15 protein-coding genes and 1 pseudogene are annotated in these 19029 nt (G+C 48.2%); 7 read left to right on the top strand and 9 right to left on the bottom strand.

Going from position 1 to position 19029, the window contains the following annotated elements; all coding sequences use genetic code 11:
- Positions 1–87 precede the first annotated feature (87 nt).
- The 3 genes from ACT53C_RS12730 to ACT53C_RS12740 all read right to left on the bottom strand — a co-directional run bounded on the left by ACT53C_RS12730 (position 88) and on the right by ACT53C_RS12740 (position 2238).
- On the bottom strand, positions 88–438 hold the full coding sequence (locus tag ACT53C_RS12730) for a Rieske (2Fe-2S) protein (protein WP_313987870.1): 351 nt from the start codon (positions 436–438) through the stop codon (positions 88–90).
- Entirely contained in the window at positions 435–1088 is a 654-nt protein-coding gene (locus ACT53C_RS12735; RefSeq protein ID WP_194748440.1) for an HAD family hydrolase, read from the bottom strand. The genes ACT53C_RS12730 and ACT53C_RS12735 overlap by 4 nt, the downstream gene beginning before the upstream one ends.
- A 73-nt stretch (positions 1089–1161) precedes the next feature.
- The gene (locus tag ACT53C_RS12740; RefSeq protein ID WP_476146790.1) at positions 1162–2238 is read right to left on the bottom strand and encodes a pseudouridine synthase; all 1077 of its coding nucleotides are present in this window, start codon (positions 2236–2238) and stop codon (positions 1162–1164) included.
- A 662-nt stretch (positions 2239–2900) separates the two neighbouring features.
- Here ACT53C_RS12740 and ACT53C_RS12745 point away from each other — a divergent pair.
- Positions 2901–5624, top strand: coding sequence for an Rne/Rng family ribonuclease (locus tag ACT53C_RS12745; protein ID WP_476146625.1), 2724 nt, complete (start codon positions 2901–2903; stop codon positions 5622–5624).
- Positions 5625–5686: 62 nt separating this feature from the next.
- On the opposite strand, the gene crcB is transcribed toward ACT53C_RS12745, so the two are convergent.
- The gene (gene crcB / locus ACT53C_RS12750; protein ID WP_476146627.1) at positions 5687–6067 is read right to left on the bottom strand and encodes a fluoride efflux transporter CrcB; all 381 of its coding nucleotides are present in this window, start codon (positions 6065–6067) and stop codon (positions 5687–5689) included.
- 89 nt (positions 6068–6156) lie between these two features.
- Between crcB and glgA the strand changes: the two genes are divergently transcribed.
- Positions 6157–7614, top strand: a complete 1458-nt coding sequence (gene glgA / locus ACT53C_RS12755; protein ID WP_476146629.1) for a glycogen synthase GlgA — start codon at positions 6157–6159, stop codon at positions 7612–7614.
- A 139-nt stretch (positions 7615–7753) separates the two neighbouring features.
- Here glgA and orn read toward each other — a convergent pair whose 3' ends face one another.
- Positions 7754–8338 carry an oligoribonuclease gene (gene orn, locus ACT53C_RS12760; protein ID WP_275355495.1) on the bottom strand — a complete coding sequence of 195 codons (585 nt, stop codon included), beginning with the start codon at positions 8336–8338 and terminating at the stop codon, positions 7754–7756.
- Positions 8339–8437: 99 nt separating this feature from the next.
- Between orn and ACT53C_RS12765 the strand changes: the two genes are divergently transcribed.
- From ACT53C_RS12765 to rsgA, 3 genes are read left to right on the top strand one after another with little or no spacing between them, the layout of a single operon-like run.
- Positions 8438–9685: a M48 family metallopeptidase gene (locus ACT53C_RS12765; RefSeq protein ID WP_275355496.1), complete on the top strand. Its 1248-nt coding sequence runs from the start codon at positions 8438–8440 to the stop codon at positions 9683–9685.
- Entirely contained in the window at positions 9682–9981 is a 300-nt protein-coding gene (locus ACT53C_RS12770; RefSeq protein WP_194747813.1) for a c-type cytochrome, read from the top strand. Before ACT53C_RS12765 ends, ACT53C_RS12770 begins: the two co-directional genes overlap by 4 nt.
- 1 nt (position 9982) lies before the next feature.
- Positions 9983–10858: a ribosome small subunit-dependent GTPase A gene (gene rsgA / locus ACT53C_RS12775; protein ID WP_476146632.1), complete on the top strand. Its 876-nt coding sequence runs from the start codon at positions 9983–9985 to the stop codon at positions 10856–10858.
- A 115-nt stretch (positions 10859–10973) separates the two neighbouring features.
- Here the strand turns inward: rsgA and ACT53C_RS12780 are convergent, their stop codons facing one another.
- Positions 10974–12842: a PQQ-dependent dehydrogenase, methanol/ethanol family gene (locus tag ACT53C_RS12780; protein ID WP_476146634.1), complete on the bottom strand. Its 1869-nt coding sequence runs from the start codon at positions 12840–12842 to the stop codon at positions 10974–10976.
- 347 nt (positions 12843–13189) lie between these two features.
- Here ACT53C_RS12780 and ACT53C_RS12785 point away from each other — a divergent pair, with 347 nt between their 5' ends.
- The gene (locus ACT53C_RS12785; RefSeq protein ID WP_476146636.1) at positions 13190–14296 is read left to right on the top strand and encodes a GntR family transcriptional regulator; all 1107 of its coding nucleotides are present in this window, start codon (positions 13190–13192) and stop codon (positions 14294–14296) included.
- Positions 14297–14653: 357 nt separating this feature from the next.
- Here the strand turns inward: ACT53C_RS12785 and ACT53C_RS12790 are convergent, their stop codons facing one another.
- Together ACT53C_RS12790 and thyA are read right to left on the bottom strand one after the other, a co-directional pair.
- On the bottom strand, positions 14654–15181 hold the full coding sequence (locus ACT53C_RS12790) for a PepSY domain-containing protein (RefSeq protein ID WP_194747819.1): 528 nt from the start codon (positions 15179–15181) through the stop codon (positions 14654–14656).
- A gap of 174 nt (positions 15182–15355) precedes the next feature.
- Positions 15356–15640 (bottom strand): annotated as a pseudogene (thyA, locus tag ACT53C_RS12795) (thymidylate synthase); the annotation flags it as partial.
- 240 nt (positions 15641–15880) lie between these two features.
- Between thyA and ACT53C_RS12800 the strand changes: the two are divergent.
- Positions 15881–16732: a thymidylate synthase gene (locus tag ACT53C_RS12800; protein WP_194741784.1), complete on the top strand. Its 852-nt coding sequence runs from the start codon at positions 15881–15883 to the stop codon at positions 16730–16732.
- A 380-nt stretch (positions 16733–17112) separates the two neighbouring features.
- Here the strand turns inward: ACT53C_RS12800 and ACT53C_RS12805 are convergent, their stop codons facing one another.
- On the bottom strand, positions 17113–19026 hold the full coding sequence (locus tag ACT53C_RS12805; RefSeq protein ID WP_194741783.1) for a UvrD-helicase domain-containing protein: 1914 nt from the start codon (positions 19024–19026) through the stop codon (positions 17113–17115).
- Positions 19027–19029 lie beyond the last annotated feature (3 nt).

Consider the following 19029-nt stretch of genomic DNA (forward strand, 5'->3'; position numbering starts at 1 on the left):
CGTCTATTAATTTTTAGCTATTCTAGCAATATTTGTGTGCTCGCCGTTGGCTATTTAAGAGGCTGTCACACGGACGAATCCTCATCACTAAAACTGATCGAGATGGACCGTGATCATGCCATCGGCTTCAGTAACAGGGATGGATGACAGGCGCTTGCCCTGGCATGGCCCCACCACACAATAGCCGGTTTCTGGCGCGTACATGGCTCCATGCGTCGCACAGATCAACCACTCTTGTGTCATGTTAAAAAATTTACCATGCTCCCAGTCCAGCTCCACCGGCACATGCGCACAGCGATTAACATACGCATAGGGCTTGCCCTCAAAGCGGACGACAAAGCCGGTGGCATGCGGACCGAGCGCCGGGATATCAAAGCGTAACCCATCGCCTTTTTCAGGCAAGGCGGCACTGTCAAAAGTGACGGCGTTCAGGCTCATGTCTGCTCCAATAACCAGGCGCTTAATGTTGCCACATCATGAAACAGGTAATCCGGGGAATACTGCTGTAAATGCTCAGCTGTTTGCGACCCATAACTGACCGCAGCCGTGATCACCCCTGCGTTTTTGCCCATTTGCATATCATATTGTGAGTCGCCTATCATCAAGGTACGCTCTGGCATCACCACCAGTTCGTCCATGAGCGCATCCAGCATTTGCGGATGCGGTTTCGAAAAACACTCATCCACGGTTTTGGTGGCATTAAAGCACCTGGCCAGGCCCGATTGTTGCAAAGCAGTATTTAAGCCACGCCGCCCTTTGCCTGTCGCGACCGCCTGCTTGCAACCTTTGCGGTCGATGGCAATAATCGTTTCGGCAATGCCTTCAAACAATACAATATTGTTTTCATTGTTGTAATAGTTACGGTTGTAATTGGAGACCAGGGCCTGTGCCTGAAACTCTGGAATATCACCAAACAGTACTTCTATGGATTCGCGCAGTCCCAGGCCGATAATGCTACGCGCACGTGCTTCGGTCAGGCCGGGTAGGCCTGCCTGTTCTGCGGCCTTAATCAGCGCCTGAGAAATCAAACCGGTAGAATCTGCAATGGTGCCATCCCAATCCCAGACAATTAAATCAAACTGTTTCACTAAATCAGACTTCTTCACTCAGCAAACTTTCTTTAAAACTCAACATTGATGCGGCCAGAACACACGACCAACTTTATTTTACGGCCTGAAGTTGACGTTGTTGTTGCAAAAAGCTTTCTAATTCTGCCGGCAACGGTGCCACCAAATGCAAGGGCTCTCCCGTCAGCGGATGGGCAATCCGCGTCTCGCTGGAATGCAAAAACATGCGTTTCAAGCCCTGCTTGCTTAATTGCTTGTTCAAGGCAAAGTCACCATATTTATCGTCACCCAGAATCGGGAAGCCCAAATGAGACAACTGCACCCGCAACTGGTGCGTACGTCCGGTGATTAATTTGGCTTGTAAAAAACTGTACTGTCCCAACACGGATTGCAGGTAAAACCAGGTTTCAGAGATTTGCGTTTCCACCTCAAACTTGCCTTTGGCCGCATGTCGCTTGGCGGTCAAGCCGCTTGCCTTGAGTGACTTTCTGCCGCCCGCTTCGTGATTGAGCAAAGGTTCATCCACGACTTGCACCCTGCGCTCACCACTTTCTGTCACGTATTTCTGCAAATCCAGGGTGACTTTCTTTTTCGCCTCTGTCCACTGCCCCTGCACCAGGATTAAATAGCGTTTATCCATATGATGATGGCGCATGGCTTCGTGCAAGGCAGTCAAGGCCGAGCGTTTTTTGGCAATCATCAATACGCCGGAGGTTTCACGGTCCAGACGGTGCACCAACTCGAGAAATTTGGCTTGCGGCCGCTCCAGGCGCAATTGCTCAATCACGCCCAGACTGATGCCACTGCCACCATGCACCGCCATCCCGGCCGGTTTATTCAGTGCCAGCATGGCATCATCCTCATAAATCACTTGCTCGGCCAACTTGGCCTTGACCGTGGGAGCGGCAGGCTTGGCTGCGGCTTCCGCAAGGCGAATGGGCGGCACGCGCACTTCATCGCCCAGTTGCAATCGGTATTCCGCATCAACGCGCTTCTTATTGACGCGGACTTCGCCACTGCGCAAAATCCGGTAAATATGGCTTTTAGGCACGCCTTTGAGCACCTTGGTCAGAAAGTTATCTACCCGCTGTGTTTCAGACGCCTCGTCCACCATCAAGAATGTGACGCGATCACTGGCGGGCCCGAGCTCGGAATCGAGGCTGGAAGCCATTGCGGCCGTCGCGGATGTGGATGATCGTAATTGTGAGCTCATAGTTGCAGGTCGTGCTTTGCTTTATCAGGACTTATGGATATACTGTCGAGATTCTGAATCAATGGTTTTCCGGCAAAAGCGACAACATTGCCATGCCGATTTCGAGATGACAAACTGTTTTCATCTCTGACCTGTAAGCCCTGATATCCGGACTCGCCAGATTTTGGGTCTCGTCACTGCATTCAGAATCAAAAAAATTTTGGTGAATACCGCTCGCCATCAAGTAGCGATAATTAATTAGAAATGTTTTAACGCGAAGCTCACGCAGAATAACCAAAGAAATGAGCTCGGCGTTAGCCAACCCGAATTTTAACGAAATTGCCCTCTGTTTAGGGTTTTATTTTTGCAGTCTATCGCGCTGGACAATACAGGTCACACACTCCTGCCACGCACACACTGCCCCTTGCAGAAACCGAGTCTTCAGCCACATTCAGTGTTGGCTGCACTCAAGTGCATATTGATGCCTGCCTGCTGCGCTGACAATCTTGTAGCGCACCTCGCAAAAGCCATTGCACATCCCCGGTGACATCTTGGTCACTTCGTTAAGTTCTGGTGGTTGTTTACGACCACGGCCCGCCCTGCGCACATCTCTATTCTGTGGCTTCGTCTAGGAGCCCTGCATGAAAAGAATGTTGTTTAACGCAACGCAATCAGAAGAATTGCGCGTTGCGATCGTCGATGGACAAAAACTCATCGATCTGGATATTGAACACGCTGGTAAAGAACAGCGCAAAAGTAATATCTACAAAGGGGTGATCACCCGTATTGAACCGTCTCTCGAAGCCGCATTTGTCGACTACGGCACTGACAGACACGGCTTTTTGCCGTTCAAGGAAATTGCCCGCAGTTACTTCCAGGAAAAACCAGATCAAGGACGCGCCCGTATTCAGGACGTGATCAAAGAAGGTCAGGAAGTCATTGTGCAGGTAGACAAAGACGAGCGCGGCAGCAAAGGCGCTGCGCTGACTACCTTTATCTCGCTGGCTGGCCGTTACCTGGTCTTGATGCCCAACAATCCACGCGGAGGCGGTGTCTCGCGTCGTGTGGAAGGTGAAGATCGCAATGAGTTGCGCGACACCATGGCGCAACTGGAAGTGCCTAACGGCATGAGCATCATTGCCCGCACTGCTGGCATTGGCCGCAATGCAGAAGAGCTGCAATGGGATTTGAATTACCTGACCCAATTGTGGCAAGCGATTGAAGATGCCTCCAATTTCCAGCCTGGCGCTTACTTGATTTACCAGGAAAGCAGCCTGGTGATCCGCGCCATCCGTGACTACTTCAGTGCTGATATCGGTGAGATCCTGATTGATACCGCTGACGTACACGAGCAAGCCTTGCAGTTCATGAACCACGTGATGCCAGGCAATGTCACCCGCGTCAAACTGTATCAGGACGAAATTCCGCTGTTCTCCCGCTTCCAGATCGAACATCAGATCGAATCTGCGTTTGCGCGTGAAGTACGTCTGCCTTCCGGTGGCGCCATCGTAATCGACCACACCGAAGCACTGGTGTCCATCGACGTCAACTCTGGCCGCTCCATCAAAGGCGCAGATATTGAACAAACCGCGTTTAATACCAACCTTGAAGCGGCCGAAGAAGTGGCACGTCAGATGCGTCTGCGTGACCTGGGTGGCCTGGTGGTCATTGACTTTATTGACATGGAAAACCAGCGCAACCAGCGTGATGTCGAGAACGCCCTGCGCGACGCCTTGCATCACGACCGCGCACGCGTGCAAATGGGCAAGATTTCACGCTTTGGCCTGTTGGAAATGTCCCGCCAGCGCCTGCGTCCTAGCCTGGGCGAAACCAACCACATGACCTGTCCTCGTTGTAACGGTACCGGTCATATCCGCGGTATCGAATCCACGGCCCTGCATATCCTGCGCATCACGCAGGAAGAGGCCATGAAGGACAACAGCGCCATCATTCAGGTACAGTTGCCGGTTGAAGCCGCCACCTTCCTGCTCAATGAAAAACGTGCCGACATCCACAAGATTGAACAACGTACCGGCGTGGAAGTGATCCTGATTCCTAACATCCATATGGAAACGCCAAATTACAACATCTTGCGTATCCGCCATGATGATGTGAACGAAGAAACCACGCAAGCCAGCTACAAGATGGTGGACTTGCCAAGCGAGTCTGATTACCAGCATCGCCTGGAACAGGCTGCAGCCCCGGCCAAAGCTGAAGCTCTAGTCAAAGGCATTACGCCTGCGACATCGGCCCCGATTGTAGAAGAGAAACCTGCGCCTGCGCCGGTACAAGTGACTGAGCAGAAAAAGTCATTCTTTGGCGTGATCAAGTCCTGGCTTGGTCTGGACGAAAAAGAAGTGGTGCCCTCAGAACCTGAAAAACCAGCGCGCGAAAGCAAAGAGCATGGCCGTGACCGGAACAAAAACCGTAACCGTCGTGACCGTCAGCGTGACCGCGGCCAAGAGCGTAATGAGCGTCCAGCCAATGAACGTACAGGCAAAGAGCAACAGGAAACGCAGCATGGTAGCAAACTTCGCCAGGAGCGTCCGGCACAGGAAAAACCTGCGCAGAGAGAACGTCAAGAGCGCCAAGCCAATCAAGAAGTCAAAGCAGAGACCAATCAGCCTGCATTGACCGCGCAATCAGGCGACAACAAGCAGGAACGCGGTGAGCGCGGCAACCGCCGTAACCGTCATGGCCGCCGTGATCGCCGTAACCGTGATGAAGCGCCCAACCAGAACGTTGTAGAGTCTGAAAACAGTGTGGTGACTGAAAATGCTGCATCCGTCAATCTTGCCGCTGCACCAGTTGTTGCTGACACAGTGCCTACGTTTGCGGTGGCAGAAACAACTGCCGCAGTTAGCCCAGTAGAAGTAGTGGCTGCCGCACCAATCGTAGAGAACCCGGCTGCCGCAGTGGAAGCGCCCGTTGAAGACACCGCCATCCAAACCGCAGATGACAATCAGGCTGAAGCGCCCAAGGCACAAAAACCTGCGCGCAATCGTTCAAGAGCAGGCAAGCCAGCAGGAAAAGCCAAAGCGAAACAGGCTGATCAGGCGGTAGACACCAGCGGGATTGAATTGGTGGAAACCGCTGCAACGTCCTCCCCTGTGGTGACTGAGGCTACAGAAGCCCCAGCGGACGCGAAAAAGAAACCGGCCCGTAAACGCAAGCCATCCACGGCAAAAACCACAGAAGCCCAGGCAGACAGTGGGATTCAACTGGTAGAGACCAAAGCAGAAGTGATGAATACGGGCGTGGAAGCCACCCAAAAAACCAAAAAGCCACGTAATGCGGCTAAATGGAAAAAAGATGAGGCCGGCACCGGTGAAGATGGACTGGTGATGGTAGAGACTCAGAAGTAAAACGCTGAGTATGATAAAAAAGAGGGCCTGTCAGGCCCTCTTTTTTTATGGCATCAATGGTATTACCAACTGGAGTGCCAACGCACGATACTCCAATAGCCGACTATCGTCAGCAAGATAGAGACCACCACATGCGAGGTGACATAAAGCAACATTCCACCGTAATTTTGCTTTTGTAACAAGCTGAAAGCTTCTGCCGAAAAGGTAGAGAAAGTGGTTAACCCGCCCAAAAAACCGGTTGTCATCAACAAGCGCCACTCCATAGACAGGGTTGGAATCACCTGCAAGATACCCAACGCAATGCCCATTAACAGGCCCCCAATGGCATTGGCGAGAAAAGTGCCGAGCGGGATCAGTCCGCCTTGATTCAAGCTCAATGCCAGGCCCCATCTGATCCATGCACCAACACTGGCACCGAATGCGACTGCTAGCCATGATTTCATTTGAATATCCTTCTAAAACGTGAACAGGCAATGTATCATAAGTTTAAAAACATTCAGCTTCAACCGCCCGTTGATTTAAAGAGATTGCCTTGCGTTTACTATTCGTTACTTCAGAAGTTTTCCCGTTAATCAAAACAGGTGGTTTGGCAGATGTCAGTGGTGCACTCCCCACCGCCCTCGCTAGCAGTGACACAGAGATTCAAATTCTGTTACCGGCTTATCGTGGCATGCTGGCGCAATGTAGTTCGCCCAAACACTTGGGCAGCTTACAGCCCTTCCATGATATCCGCTGCGAGCTCTACAAAACTTTGTTACCAGGCACCAATATCCCCTTGCTGCTCATAGACTGCCCTGCGCTCTATGACCGGGATGGCGGCCCTTACCATCACCCGCTACATGGGGAGTGGGAAGATAACCCGTTGCGGTTTGGGGTGTTGTCAAAAGTGGCAGCCATGCTGGCGATGCCTAACATGCTGCAGGCCTGGCAGCCAGAGATCGTCCATTGCAATGACTGGCAAACTGGATTAACACCCTACTACCTCAAGCAAATGGGCAGTCAGGCCAAGTCCGTGTTCAGCATCCACAACCTGGCCTTCCAAGGCAACTTTCATGCTGACTGGCGCTATCGATTAACCCTCAACCTTGAGGACTATCAGGCAGAAGGCTACGAGTTTTATGGCCAGGTCTCATTCATGAAATCCGGTCTGTTTTACGCCGATGCTTTATCAACCGTCAGCCCAACCTATGCCCGTGAAATTCAAACCGATCAGTTTGGTTTTGGTTTTCAAGGCTTGCTGCAGCATCGTGCGGCAGATTTAACCGGGATTTTGAATGGCATCGATACCGAAATCTGGAATCCCGCACAAGACCCTTATTTGCCAGCACACTACACTGCCAGTGCGTTATCCGGCAAGCAAGCGATCAAGCAAGCCTTGCAGGCAGAATTAGGACTGCGTCAGCAAGCAGATACGCCACTGTTGGGGGTCGTTAGTCGCCTCACCTATCAAAAAGGGCTGGATATGCTGATCGAGATTGCTGACGCACTGCTTGGCAGCGGCTGTCAATTAGCCGTGCTTGGCAGTGGTGAGGCCAGCATGCAACGGCAGTATCTGAGTTTAATGCAACGCTATCCTGGACAAGTGGCCGTGACCATCGGCTATAACGAGCCACTCTCGCACCGTATCATGGCCGGTACCGATATTTTTGTCATGCCCTCGCGGTTTGAGCCCTGCGGGCTGAACCAGATGTATGGCTTGCGATATGGCACGATTCCCGTAGTCGCCAATACTGGTGGACTGGCAGACTCAGTGCATGGCGGCGAAATCAATGCACAAGGAGTTCCCGGCACGATGACTGGATGGGTCATGGCTGACAATGACGCATCGACACTTTTGGTCACATTACAAACTGCGATACAGGTTTATGCCAATTCTGGTCAGTGGCAACAGCTGCAACGGCAAGCGATGCAACAGGATGTGAGCTGGGAAACCAGCGCCCAACACTATCAAACACTGTACCAAAACGTGCTTTCAAGCCCAAAAGCCTGATTTTTAAAGCCAGAGAGACAAAAAGGAGAAGTTGGCACGGAAGCTGCTTACTACTAATCAAGCTTCTCCAAAGCTAACTTCTCCTCCCTCAAGACGCCGAATAGGCGTCTTTTTTTTGCCTGAATTCAGACTCAGTCGATTATTCAGCAGCCGCAGGTGGTGTCATATTCAAAAAGTGTTCGCGGTAATACTTGAGCTCATCAATCGACTCATAAATATCCGCCAGGGCTTCATGACGGCTGGCTTTTTTAAATCCCGCATAAATATCCGGACGCCAGCGACGTGATAATTCTTTAAACACACTCACATCAAGATTGCGGTAATGGAAAAATGACTCCAGACGCGGCATGTAACGCGCCATAAAGCGCCTGTCCTGACAAATTGAATTGCCACACATCGGCGACTTGCCTGCTGGCACATGCTCTTTCAAGAATGCCAGCATGGCATCTGTTGCTGCTTCTTCATCCAGGGTCGATGCCTTGACCTTATCAATCAAGCCACTCCGGCCATGCGTGCCTTTATTCCAGGCATCCATGCCATCGAGTACCGCATCAGACTGATGAATGACCAGCACAGGGGACTCTGCAATCACATTTAATTGTGCATCGGTGACGACGGCAGCTAATTCCAGAATGCGGTCCGTGTCAGGCAGTAAACCGCTCATCTCCATATCCAGCCAGATTAAATTGTCCTGATTAGTTGCCAATTGTGTGCCTCTCGTCATGATTTCCATTAAAATGAAACATTATATTCAGTTCAGTGAACAAGGTGGAGTTAAATCCATCAAAATAGCTAACTGAAATCATTCATCATCATTACTGTTATGTCCGGATTATTTACTCAAATTTTTGTCGCTGTGATTGTAATCAGCTTGGCAGTACGTGTCTGGCTGGGCTTGCGCCATATTCGCCATATCCAGCAACATCGTGCACAAGTACCTGCCGCCTTTAGTCAAACAATTAGCCTGGAGGCACATCAACGCGCTGCAGACTATACGACCGCCAAGGTAAAACTGCGCCTGAGTGAAACCGTCATGGAGTCATTGATTTTGCTGGCACTCACGCTAGGCGGCGTTTTACAACTGCTGGATCAGGCCTGGCAACAATGGCTGCCTGACCATGAAATCATTCGTGGTGCACTGGTCATTTGCTCGGCCATGTTGATCTCGGGTGCAGCGACCCTGCCGTTTGATTACATTCAGACTTTTAAAGTCGATGAGAAATTTGGCTTTAACAAGATGTCACGCAGCATGTTTTTTAGTGACCTGGTTAAACACACCGTTGTTGGCTTAATGCTGGGCGGACCAATCTTGTTTGTCGCGCTCTGGCTTATGCAAGGTGCTGGCGATTTATGGTGGCTCTACCTCTGGCTGATCTGGAGTGCGTTTAACCTGTTTATGCTGGCCGTCTATCCCATCTGGATTGCGCCACTGTTTAACAAGTTTACGCCCATGCAGGATCAATCCCTCAAGGCACGTATCGAGGCCCTGTTGCAAAAATGCGGCTTTGCCAGCCAAGGCTTGTTTGTGATGGATGGATCCACTCGCTCTGGTCATGGCAATGCCTACTTCACCGGTTTTGGCAAAAACAAACGTGTCGTGTTCTTTGACACCTTGCTGGAAAAGCTCAGTGCCGATGAAATTGAAGCAGTGTTGGCCCATGAGCTTGGTCACTTCAAACACCAGCATGTCATTAAACGCATCATCATGATGTTTGGATTAAGCCTGTTAGGATTGGCGTTATTGGGTTACCTGATCAAACAGGAATGGTTTTTTACAGGGCTGGGGATTTCGGCACCGAGTAACCACATGGCTTTGCTCCTGTTTGTGCTGGTCTCGCCCGTCTTCATGTTTATTCTGCGTCCAGTCATGGCGGCCTACTCCCGAACCAATGAGTTTGAAGCCGACCACTACGCGGCACAACAATCCAGACCACAGTTTCTGATTGATGCACTGGTTAAGCTGTATCGTGACAATGCGTCTACGCTGACCCCGGATCCACTCCACTCTGCATTCTATGACTCGCATCCACCGGCGAGCCTGCGGATTGCCAAGTTGCAAACATACGCATGAAAGCGCTCCTGCTGATCAGTTGGTCTTTATTGCTCGCCAGCCATGATGCAAGCGCAACTGAAGCCCAGCTGCAAGCAGGAAAAAAACTGGTCGACACCCATTGTATCAGTTGTCATGCCAGCAGCTATGGCGGCGATGGTAGCGGCATTTATACACGTGACTACCGCAAGGTGCGCTCTTTCAATGGTTTAAAAGCTCAAGTCACCAACTGTAATACCATGCTCAACCTTAAATGGTTCGATGATGAAGAGCAGCAAGTGGTACAGTACTTGAATCACACCTACTATCATTTCTAGCATGTCGCATCCAGGCCTGATTGTCGCTGCCTACGGCAAGCGCTATAACGTAGAATTGCCCGATGGGCGAATTCTTAGCTGTGTCACGCGTGGCAAAAAAGTCGATAATGCGGCAGGTGACCGCGTCACAGTGACCCTCACTGCCAACAATGAAGGCGTCATTGAGAAAACCTCAGAACGGACCACCCTGCTCTATCGCAGCAATGCTTATAAAAGCAAAGTGCTGGCAGCCAATGTCACCCAGATATTGATTGTGCTGGCAACGCAGCCCAGCTTTTATGAAGACCTGCTCAACCGCTGCCTGGTCGCTGCAGAAGCCGCTGGCATTCGGGCTGTCATTCTCCTCAACAAATGTGACTTGCCTAACCCGCAAGCCCTACACAAGCTGGAGCAATATGCAGCGCTTGGCTACCTCACTTTACAACTCAATGCGCGGCAATCGGTAGAGGCGCTCAAACCGTTGCTGGCAGGTCATACCAGTGTGCTGGTAGGACAATCCGGCATGGGTAAATCCACAATTATCAATAGCCTACTCCCTGAAGCACGCAGCAAAACACAGGAAATCAGTACCACACTGGATAGTGGCAAACACACCACGACAGCCACCCATCTCTATCATCTTGATCAGGACAGTGCCATTATTGACTCACCAGGCCTGCAGGAGTTTGGGCTGTATCATATCAATGAGACCGAGCTTGAATATGCATTTGTCGAGTTCAGGCCTTTTATTGGTCACTGCAAATTCAATAATTGCACGCATACGCACGAACCAGACTGCGCGATTCTAAAGGCTGTCCAAGCAGGCAGCATTCCCCGCGAACGCTTACAAATATTCCAGCAAATCCGTAGCGAAAATAGCGTGCAAGTCTACGGTTAACCCCCCGTTTTTTATTCATCTGTCAGTATTTAGAGACAAAAAAACACCCTGCCGAAGCAGGGTGTTTAGTCTGTTTAACCGATCAATAACTTGATCGGTTATAAGCTGCGCTTGATTACAGTGCGAACACGCTCAATGCACCGCCGCCAGGAGCAGCGTTGTACTTGGTCAACTCTTTGTAACCACCAGCAGCACCCAGTGCGTCTGTGTCAGTAGTCATACCCAAGTTCATCGCAACACCAGCCCAACCACCGATACCAGACAAGATACCAACGTATTGCTTGCCTTTGTTACCGTAGGTGAATGCGTTACCAATCGCGCCGGAACCCACTTGGAATTTCCACAGTTCTTTACCGGTTTTCGCGTCAACCGCCTTGAACCAACGATCCAATGTACCGTAGAACACGATGTCTGAAGCCGTTGTCAGTGCACCACTCCACGCAGAGAACTTCTCTTTGTTGTACCAAACTTTTTTGTTGGTCATTGGATCGTAAGCACCGAAACCACCCATTACGCCGTCTGGACCAGCAAACATAGTCAGTGTCGCACCAACCCATGGTTGACCAGCAACGTATTTGGACTCAACTGGCTCGTATGTCATACATACGTGGTTCAATGGTGTGTACATCAAACCAGTTTTTGGTGAGTAAGCCGCTGGCTGTTGGTCTTTAGTACCCAAAGCAGCCGGGCAGATACCCTTGGCGTTGTAGTCTTGGTGAGTAGAAGCAGATGCCAGTTTGTTTGGCACACCTGTTTTCAGGTCAACATCAGTTGCCCAGTTAACAAATGGATGCACTTTTTCAGCAGCAACCAATGTACCGTTACCAGCTTGCCATGTGTAGATGAAACCGTTACGGTCATGGTGCCATGCGTATGTTTTGCCACCTTTGTCGAACAGGATCACTTCGTTAATACCGTCGTAGTCCCACTCATCGTGTGGTGTCATTTGCATTGCCCATTTAGCAACACCAGTATCCAGATCACGTGCAGTGATTGTCATGGACCATTTGTTGTCGCCTGGACGTACGTCTGGGTTCCAAACAGATGGGTTACCTGAACCGTAGTATACCAAGTTTGTCTTGGCATCATATGGCCACCAGCCCCATACGGAACCACCACCATGTTGCCAGCCGTCTTTCACAGCTTGTGGTTTCAACCAAGTACGTGTACCCAGTTCTTTTTCGCCGCCTTTGATCTGGTCAGCTGACAAACGCTTGAAGGAACCGCCTTCTTTGTTACCACCATTCACGTCTTGATAAACAGACAGTGCGTTATACAAAGGATTGTCCTTGTTGGTGTTAGCATCGTGCAATGTTTCGCTATCTGGGCCTGTTGAGTAGGCTTTCCATGCCAGAGAACCATCTTTCAGGTTGTATGCAGCGATAAAGCAACGTACGCCGAACTCAGCACCTGAGCAACCGGTCAGGACCTTGTCTTTGATCACGTGTGGTGCGTTGGTGTTAGTTGCACCGACTTTTGGATCAGTGTTTTTAACATCCCAAACTTTAGCACCGGTTTTTGCATCCAAAGCAACCAGCATGCCGTCGTTTTGTTGCAAGAAAATTTTGCCATCGCCAAAACCCAGACCACGAGTCACGTTGTCACAGCACAGCACAGCTTGAACGCTTGGGTCTTGTTTAGGGAAATAGGTCCAAACGATTTTCTGGTTATCGTTCAGGTCCAATGCATAGACGTTGTTTGGGAAAGCAGTCACGATATACATCATGTTGCCAACAACGACTGGAGAGCCTTCATGACCACGGTTTACACCGGTCGCGAATGTCCACGCCATTTTCAGGTTTTTAACGTTGCCCTTGTTGATTTGTGCCAAAGCACTGTAACCTTGGTTGTTGTGTTGACCACGTGGATGTGCCCAGTTGTTAGGATCTTTCATCGCAGCTTCTTGATCAGCAGCAGCGAATGCGAGCATTGGCATGGCAAGCGCAACGCTGGCAGCAATACCAAAAGCAGTTTTGATTTTCATGATAGTTATATCTCCGAGATAATCACAAGGTAGCAATTGTTAATATCAATTGCGCGGTGCTTAAATTGCCACTGGCACTAGGATTTCCAGAGCTGAAACATCCTGTAACGGATGTATGTCACTTTATTAAGCGCTTGTAACTGTAATACAAATAATAGCCCATGACAGCCAGCCAGTTTCAGGTTTTATTCATGGGCCAGAGCGGGAATTTTTCCGAAAACTTTATTGAATTGCTTTTTTTTTGTATCATCTGTTAACGGAAGGCCATGTCCTAGTGTGCCCTTCAGGTAAGCGTGCCCGATGTGATGTGCAGGCACCCTTTTCTTGAACATAAGGCAAACGTAGACGTGCTGAGACCCTGGTATTACTCACTGGTATTAGATAAAGATTCCCCTTCATCCATACATCAGCAACTCATAGACCACTTCAGGTCGATGATAGAAGCGGGTGACTGGTTAGGCGGCAGCCCCTTGCCCAGCTCACGCGACATTGCGCAACGCCTGGGGATCAACCGTAAAACGGTTTCTCGCGTTTACGAAGAGCTCTCTGCGCAAGGGCTGATCTACACCCAACCCAAGCGCGGCACTTTTGTGGCCGAGACTGCCAAGCGTGCCAGCACGGCAGACAAAGCGATAACTGACCTGAGCCTATCATCGCCCGCGCCACTCAGCGAAACCAGCAACATCGAAAGCCTGATCCAGAAAAGCAGTATACATCACCTGCGCCGGGCGGCATTGCATCTGCACAAATTGCGGCAAGCAGATTACGATGTCACGGGCTTGCATCACCTCAAGCATTTGCTGGCAAATTTGCTGGCACACGAACGGCGCTATCTGGTGCCGCCGGAACATATTGCCTGTGGCGCGCGACATGGCCTGCAACAGGCGATCCTATGCAATCTGGATGCCGCCCATGGTTATGTATTGATTGATGCCGCGGTCGGAACAGGTCTGGAGCGCGCATTAAAAAAACAGGGCATTCCGGTCATGCAACTGCCTGAAATGGCATGCAACCAGACACAACAGTTTATTGATCAGGTTGAAAAATACTGCATCAATTTTCCGGTATCCGCAGTGTGGTGTGACAGCAGCAAGATTGTATCGCCAGACCAGTTGGAAGCAGAGCAAGCACTGATTGCACAAAAACTGTCTGATTATGGCCTGCTACTCATTGATGACCAGCGCAGCCGCCTACCCCTGGGCCTGGAACACCAACCACCACTGGCAGCAAAGTACGCACGCAGCCTGCTCCTTGGCAGCTTGTATGGTACGTTTTGCGAGATGTTCAACATTTGCTATGTGGCGAGCAATCTGGGATTCACCGACAAATTTTTGAATGAGATGGACGCGCACTCACAATCTCCGTTGCTATTGAATATGCTGGCGCAAAGTGACCTGATTAAGCGAGGAGAGTATAAAAAACTGGTGACCACGATACATCGCACCATGGCGTAACCATGCGCGCATAGCAACGCACCAAACCGGTTGCAATGAACCAAACAATGGCAAAATCGGCTACACACAACCACCACAATGATGGAAAAAATCCCATTTACTCTAAAAATAGATTTTTAAAACATTGGGTTAAATTAATTTTATAAAGTTGGCACGAGAAATGCTAAAATCCAGCCGGGAGTGAGCTATCACTAGGACCGATACCAGCAGACTGCATATCCGCCGGTATCGGGGTAGCCACTCCCAAACTTGCATATTGATCTCATGCAGAATAAAAAAGGCAGCGCAATTGCGCTGCCTTTTTTATTCTGTCTTTGAGACTAGATTTACCTCACGGAGAGGCAAACCACAGCCCAATTACTCTTGACCGATTTGGTAAACTTCGTAGCTGGTTTCTACAATCTTACCGGTCGTCGCATCAACTTCGACTTTGACTTCTTCGTTGTCTGCTTCAAGGATATCGAACTCGTAAGAAGCTTTGCCATCTGGCTCCAGCTCATACTCTACTTCAACCACTTTACCAGCATGCGCAGCCAAAGCAGTGGCTTTGGCATCGGCTTCTGAAACTTTAGCCAAGGCTTTGAATTTCTCGTCATCCGCAGTCACTTCTTGCTCTACTTCTGTGACTTTACCTGTTTTGGCACTGCATTCGATATCCCAAGCGGTGCCGTCTTTAGACTGCACATCAAACTCGTATACCAATTGCTTACGCTCAGACTTGGCTTCGACTTTTACAATTTTGCCATCATGTACAGACAAGGCTGCTTTTACGCACTTACCCAGGCTGTCGTAGGCTTTTGGTTTGATAGTTTCATGGTCAGCAAATGCTGGAGCTGACAATACACCGCATACAGCGGCAATGATGAATGAGGCTTTAATTTGCATAATGATCTCCTAAGTTTAAGTCATGAACTCAACATGCCAGACAGCGCTAGGGACGCTTCTTGACACATTCATAACGATGCAAAGGATATCAAAAACAAACAGGGGTTTTGCAAATATTACACCTTATTAACAAAATGGTTTAAATCAACCATTTCACGCCCCACACCCGCACCTTTAGACCGCAACTGGCGCCTTGATGGCAGGATAAGGATCGTAGTTTTCTAGCGTAAAATCTTCAAATTTAAAGCCAAAAATATCGTTGACTGCCGGGTTAATGCGCATGTTAGGCAAGGCACGTGGTGTGCGTGCAAGTTGCTCTTTCACTTGCTCCATATGGTTGCTGTAGATATGGGCATCGCCCAGCGTATGCACAAAATCGCCCACTTGCAGGTCGCATACCTGCGCCACCATCATGGTGAGCAAAGCATATGAGGCAATGTTAAACGGCACGCCGAGGAAATTCTAACCACCATGAATGTGTTCATTACATACACATATCAATACCAACTCATCAGACTATCATTGTACAAAATATATAAAAATTGTACAAAACATAGACTCTTATAATTCCTATTCAAATTTGAAATAATGATTCTATAATTTCTGCCGTAAATGTTGAGAATTCCAGAGTTGGTATAATGATCAACCTGGCGATAGGCCTCTTAATTTAAATCAGCAACTTCCCCTTAAGGTTTTCAAATGAAGCAATATTTAGACTTGGCAAAAAATATTATTGACAATGGGGTTTGGGTGCAAAATGAACGTACAGGCAAAAGATGCCTTACATTAATTAATGCGGACTTAACTTATGACGTTGATGAAGGAAAGTTTCCTTTAATAACCACTCGAAAAAGCTATTACAAATCCGCAATTGCTGAAATGCTCGGCTATATTCGCGGCTATGACAATGCTGCGCAGTTTAGAGCCATCGGTACGAAAACATGGGATGCAAACGCTAATGAGAATAGTGCTTGGCTTTCCTCACCTTTCAGAAAAGGAGAGGATGATTGTGGATTTATTTACGGAAAAATAGGACGGAATTTCCCTAAACCAGACGGCGGTAGCATAGACCTCCTTAGAAAGATATACAACGACTTAAGAGCTGGTTTAGATGATCGCGGTGAAATCTATACTTTTTATCATCCAGGAGCTTTTCATATGGGTTGTTTGCGCCCATGTATGTATAGTCATCACTTCTCGTTACTTGGAGACACACTGTACCTCAATAGCACTCAAAGAAGCTGCGATGTTCCATTAGGACTGAATTTCAACATGGTTCAGGTATATTTTTTCTTAGCAATTATGGCTCAAATCACTGGCCACAAGCCCGGTAAGGCCTATCATAAAATCGTTAATGCACACATATATGAAGATCAATTAGATCTAATGCAAAATGTACAATTAAAACGTGAACCATTTGACTCCCCAACACTAAAAATAAATCCAAATATAAAAACTTTAGAAGACCTGGAAACATGGGTAACAGTAGATGATTTCGAAGTTATTGGATACCAATACCATGACCCAATTTCGTATCCTTTCTCTGTCTAAGACTTGTGGTTAAACACAAAGTCGAAACTAGGTTAAATCAGCCCCCTCGATAAACCCGTGATTTTCTGTGAGTTATAACATTTTAGAGAATAATAAAGCCCTCAATGAGGGTTTTAAAAACAACAACTCCTACACGCTCGTGGCATTGAAGGTGAATTCAGAAGCGAATTAACCGGCTTGTAGATTCTGCAGAATACCCACAAAAACAGCTACCGGTTATCCTCAGTTTGGTCATTCTGCCCATTGCTCGTTAGCAAAAAGTTAAGCGTGAACTTGATATTCATAAATAGCCAATAGTGAGGTTATTGAGCATCGCATAAAGCTTCTTACCTCACGTTGTTGTTGAAGCCATAGTGATTTTGTTAAACCATCCTGTCGGCTTATTGCTCTACTACCCACCCTTTTTCAATTAAAGCACTCAAGGTTTGTGGGGCTATACGTGTCTCATTCACTGCAAGACAGAGAAAGTGCGTTGGGCGAGACATTGCAACATACAAATTCCTGAGTTGACCTCGCTGCAATTTACTAAGGCTAGCTGGATTTTTCTTAATCCCTGCAACATATGGAAGTGCCATTTCCAAATCAAACTTCTTACTATTACCACCATAAGATTCCATTACTAACGAGGCAATGTGGGTTTCACCCTTCATGCTTGCCACTGTCCCTATTGTGTAATTTATATCTCGACCCATATGAGAAACTGCACAAAGATTTGGAAGTTGTGCTGGGTTTAACAAGAAAAAGGCCTGATCAAATGTGGACAGATTTTTGAAGGATTGAAGCAGAGTTCCCGTTGGAAGATAAGATTTTAAACGCGTATAAATGTAATCTATCAAAACATCGCGCGCTGCAGGAGTGGCATATAAATCAGGTTTTAGTATAAGATCTTGAACTAATAGATGTATGGGTAATGCAGTTCCAGTTTGCTCAGTGACTGCCTTTATTAAAGCATTACTATCTCTGATGCTCTCAACGATTGGAGAGCCGGCTTCCCGCATGATTAGCAATATTGCTCGTCGAACTTGAGCTACCCTTCCGAAAAGAATAGATTCATTATTGTGGTTAGGTGGGGGCAAGAGAGCCTGCCAGAAATTATCATTTGAATTAGTTGCCCCCGTCTGAGTTTGCGCAAACGCGGGCCAGTAATCACCTAAGTGTCGTCCAGGAACCACGTCTCCACTTCCGACTTTACGCGTGCACATGCCACGGACTGATTTTTTCTCCAACTCTAGGTCAGTAAAACGATCAATTACTAACTGACCAAATTTGGTTAGCACTTTCTCAACGTCAGCAGTCTTATATAGCAATAATACTGGCGGCATTTCTTGATTTGCTTCTCCAATCACAGGAAGCTGGGATAAGCGAACACTGGCTACTGCTTCAGCAATTTTGTTGCCAAATCGTTTACTAGTACTAATTACTTTATGACCTGCCCGGGGGAATGTGCAATTAACAATGCCTTCATCGTCCGTGAGGATTTTCTGATCAATATCTCCAAATCGTTGAACAGTGGATTTGTTTTCAAAGATGCTATTTAGAATACTTTCCTGTGCCCAGGAGGTATCTTGCATCTCATCAATAAATACTAGTGGAAAACGTCGGAAAATTACGTCCAGAAGATTCGGGTTACTTTTTAAAGCGCTCTCAGCAAAGGCAAACATATCTCGGTGCCGAAAGATTCCTGCGTCTAAAAGTGAATATTTCAGTTCTCGTACTTGTTTCCCAGATGGAGTGGTAGCGTTGGTCAGAGTTCCACTTTCGGTCGATATTTCCAATTCACTACCTTTAAAGTAGAGTGTATTGATTAATTCGTCTGCATTTTCCTGGTATTTTAGCCAACCCCGTAGTGTCTTAAATTTGTATTGCTGAAGAAGTTTCTGCGCTTTTTTTGCAAATGCATCGTCATCAATAATCTCAACTTTGATGCCCGCACTTCGGAGTGCCGGTAAAGCTATATATTGGTTCACAAAGCCGTGAATCGTCCCGATATAATGTGGGTAGGTTAAAAGTTTTTGGCCGTCGGCATTTAATTTTAAACGCCTAGTGATTTCTTCTCGAGCAACGTTTGTATGACTGAGTACGCAGAGCCCCTTCTTCTGCTGATTCCATTTTCTTGCAATTAGTAAAAGTTTTGCTGCAAGCAGTGATGTTTTACCACTTCCTGGGACGGCATTGAAGTCCCGTGAAGTTGTTTCTAGAATAGCTTCTTGTCTCTCAGTATCGCTAAAGTCCAAATCTGGACTGACTTCCTTTAACCACAAAAGATCAGCAGTGTTTAAATCAATAACTGACATAAT

The organism is Methylophilus sp. DMC14 (genome assembly GCF_056314085.1).

What these genes read in the sequence shown, in the direction of transcription:
- ACT53C_RS12730 (WP_313987870.1), bottom strand. Translation starts at nt 438, where the DNA reads ATGAGCCTGAACGCCGTCACTTTTGACAGTGCCGCCTTGCCTGAAAAA.
- ACT53C_RS12740 (WP_476146790.1), bottom strand. Translation starts at nt 2,238, where the DNA reads ATGGCTTCCAGCCTCGATTCCGAGCTCGGGCCCGCCAGTGATCGCGTC.
- ACT53C_RS12745 (WP_476146625.1), top strand. Translation starts at nt 2,901, where the DNA reads ATGAAAAGAATGTTGTTTAACGCAACGCAATCAGAAGAATTGCGCGTT.
- crcB (WP_476146627.1), bottom strand. Translation starts at nt 6,067, where the DNA reads ATGAAATCATGGCTAGCAGTCGCATTCGGTGCCAGTGTTGGTGCATGG.
- orn (WP_275355495.1), bottom strand. Translation starts at nt 8,338, where the DNA reads ATGACGAGAGGCACACAATTGGCAACTAATCAGGACAATTTAATCTGG.
- ACT53C_RS12765 (WP_275355496.1), top strand. Translation starts at nt 8,438, where the DNA reads ATGTCCGGATTATTTACTCAAATTTTTGTCGCTGTGATTGTAATCAGC.
- ACT53C_RS12770 (WP_194747813.1), top strand. Translation starts at nt 9,682, where the DNA reads ATGAAAGCGCTCCTGCTGATCAGTTGGTCTTTATTGCTCGCCAGCCAT.
- rsgA (WP_476146632.1), top strand. Translation starts at nt 9,983, where the DNA reads ATGTCGCATCCAGGCCTGATTGTCGCTGCCTACGGCAAGCGCTATAAC.
- ACT53C_RS12780 (WP_476146634.1), bottom strand. Translation starts at nt 12,842, where the DNA reads ATGAAAATCAAAACTGCTTTTGGTATTGCTGCCAGCGTTGCGCTTGCC.
- ACT53C_RS12790 (WP_194747819.1), bottom strand. Translation starts at nt 15,181, where the DNA reads ATGCAAATTAAAGCCTCATTCATCATTGCCGCTGTATGCGGTGTATTG.
- ACT53C_RS12800 (WP_194741784.1), top strand. Translation starts at nt 15,881, where the DNA reads ATGAAGCAATATTTAGACTTGGCAAAAAATATTATTGACAATGGGGTT.
- ACT53C_RS12805 (WP_194741783.1), bottom strand. Translation starts at nt 19,026, where the DNA reads ATGTCAGTTATTGATTTAAACACTGCTGATCTTTTGTGGTTAAAGGAA.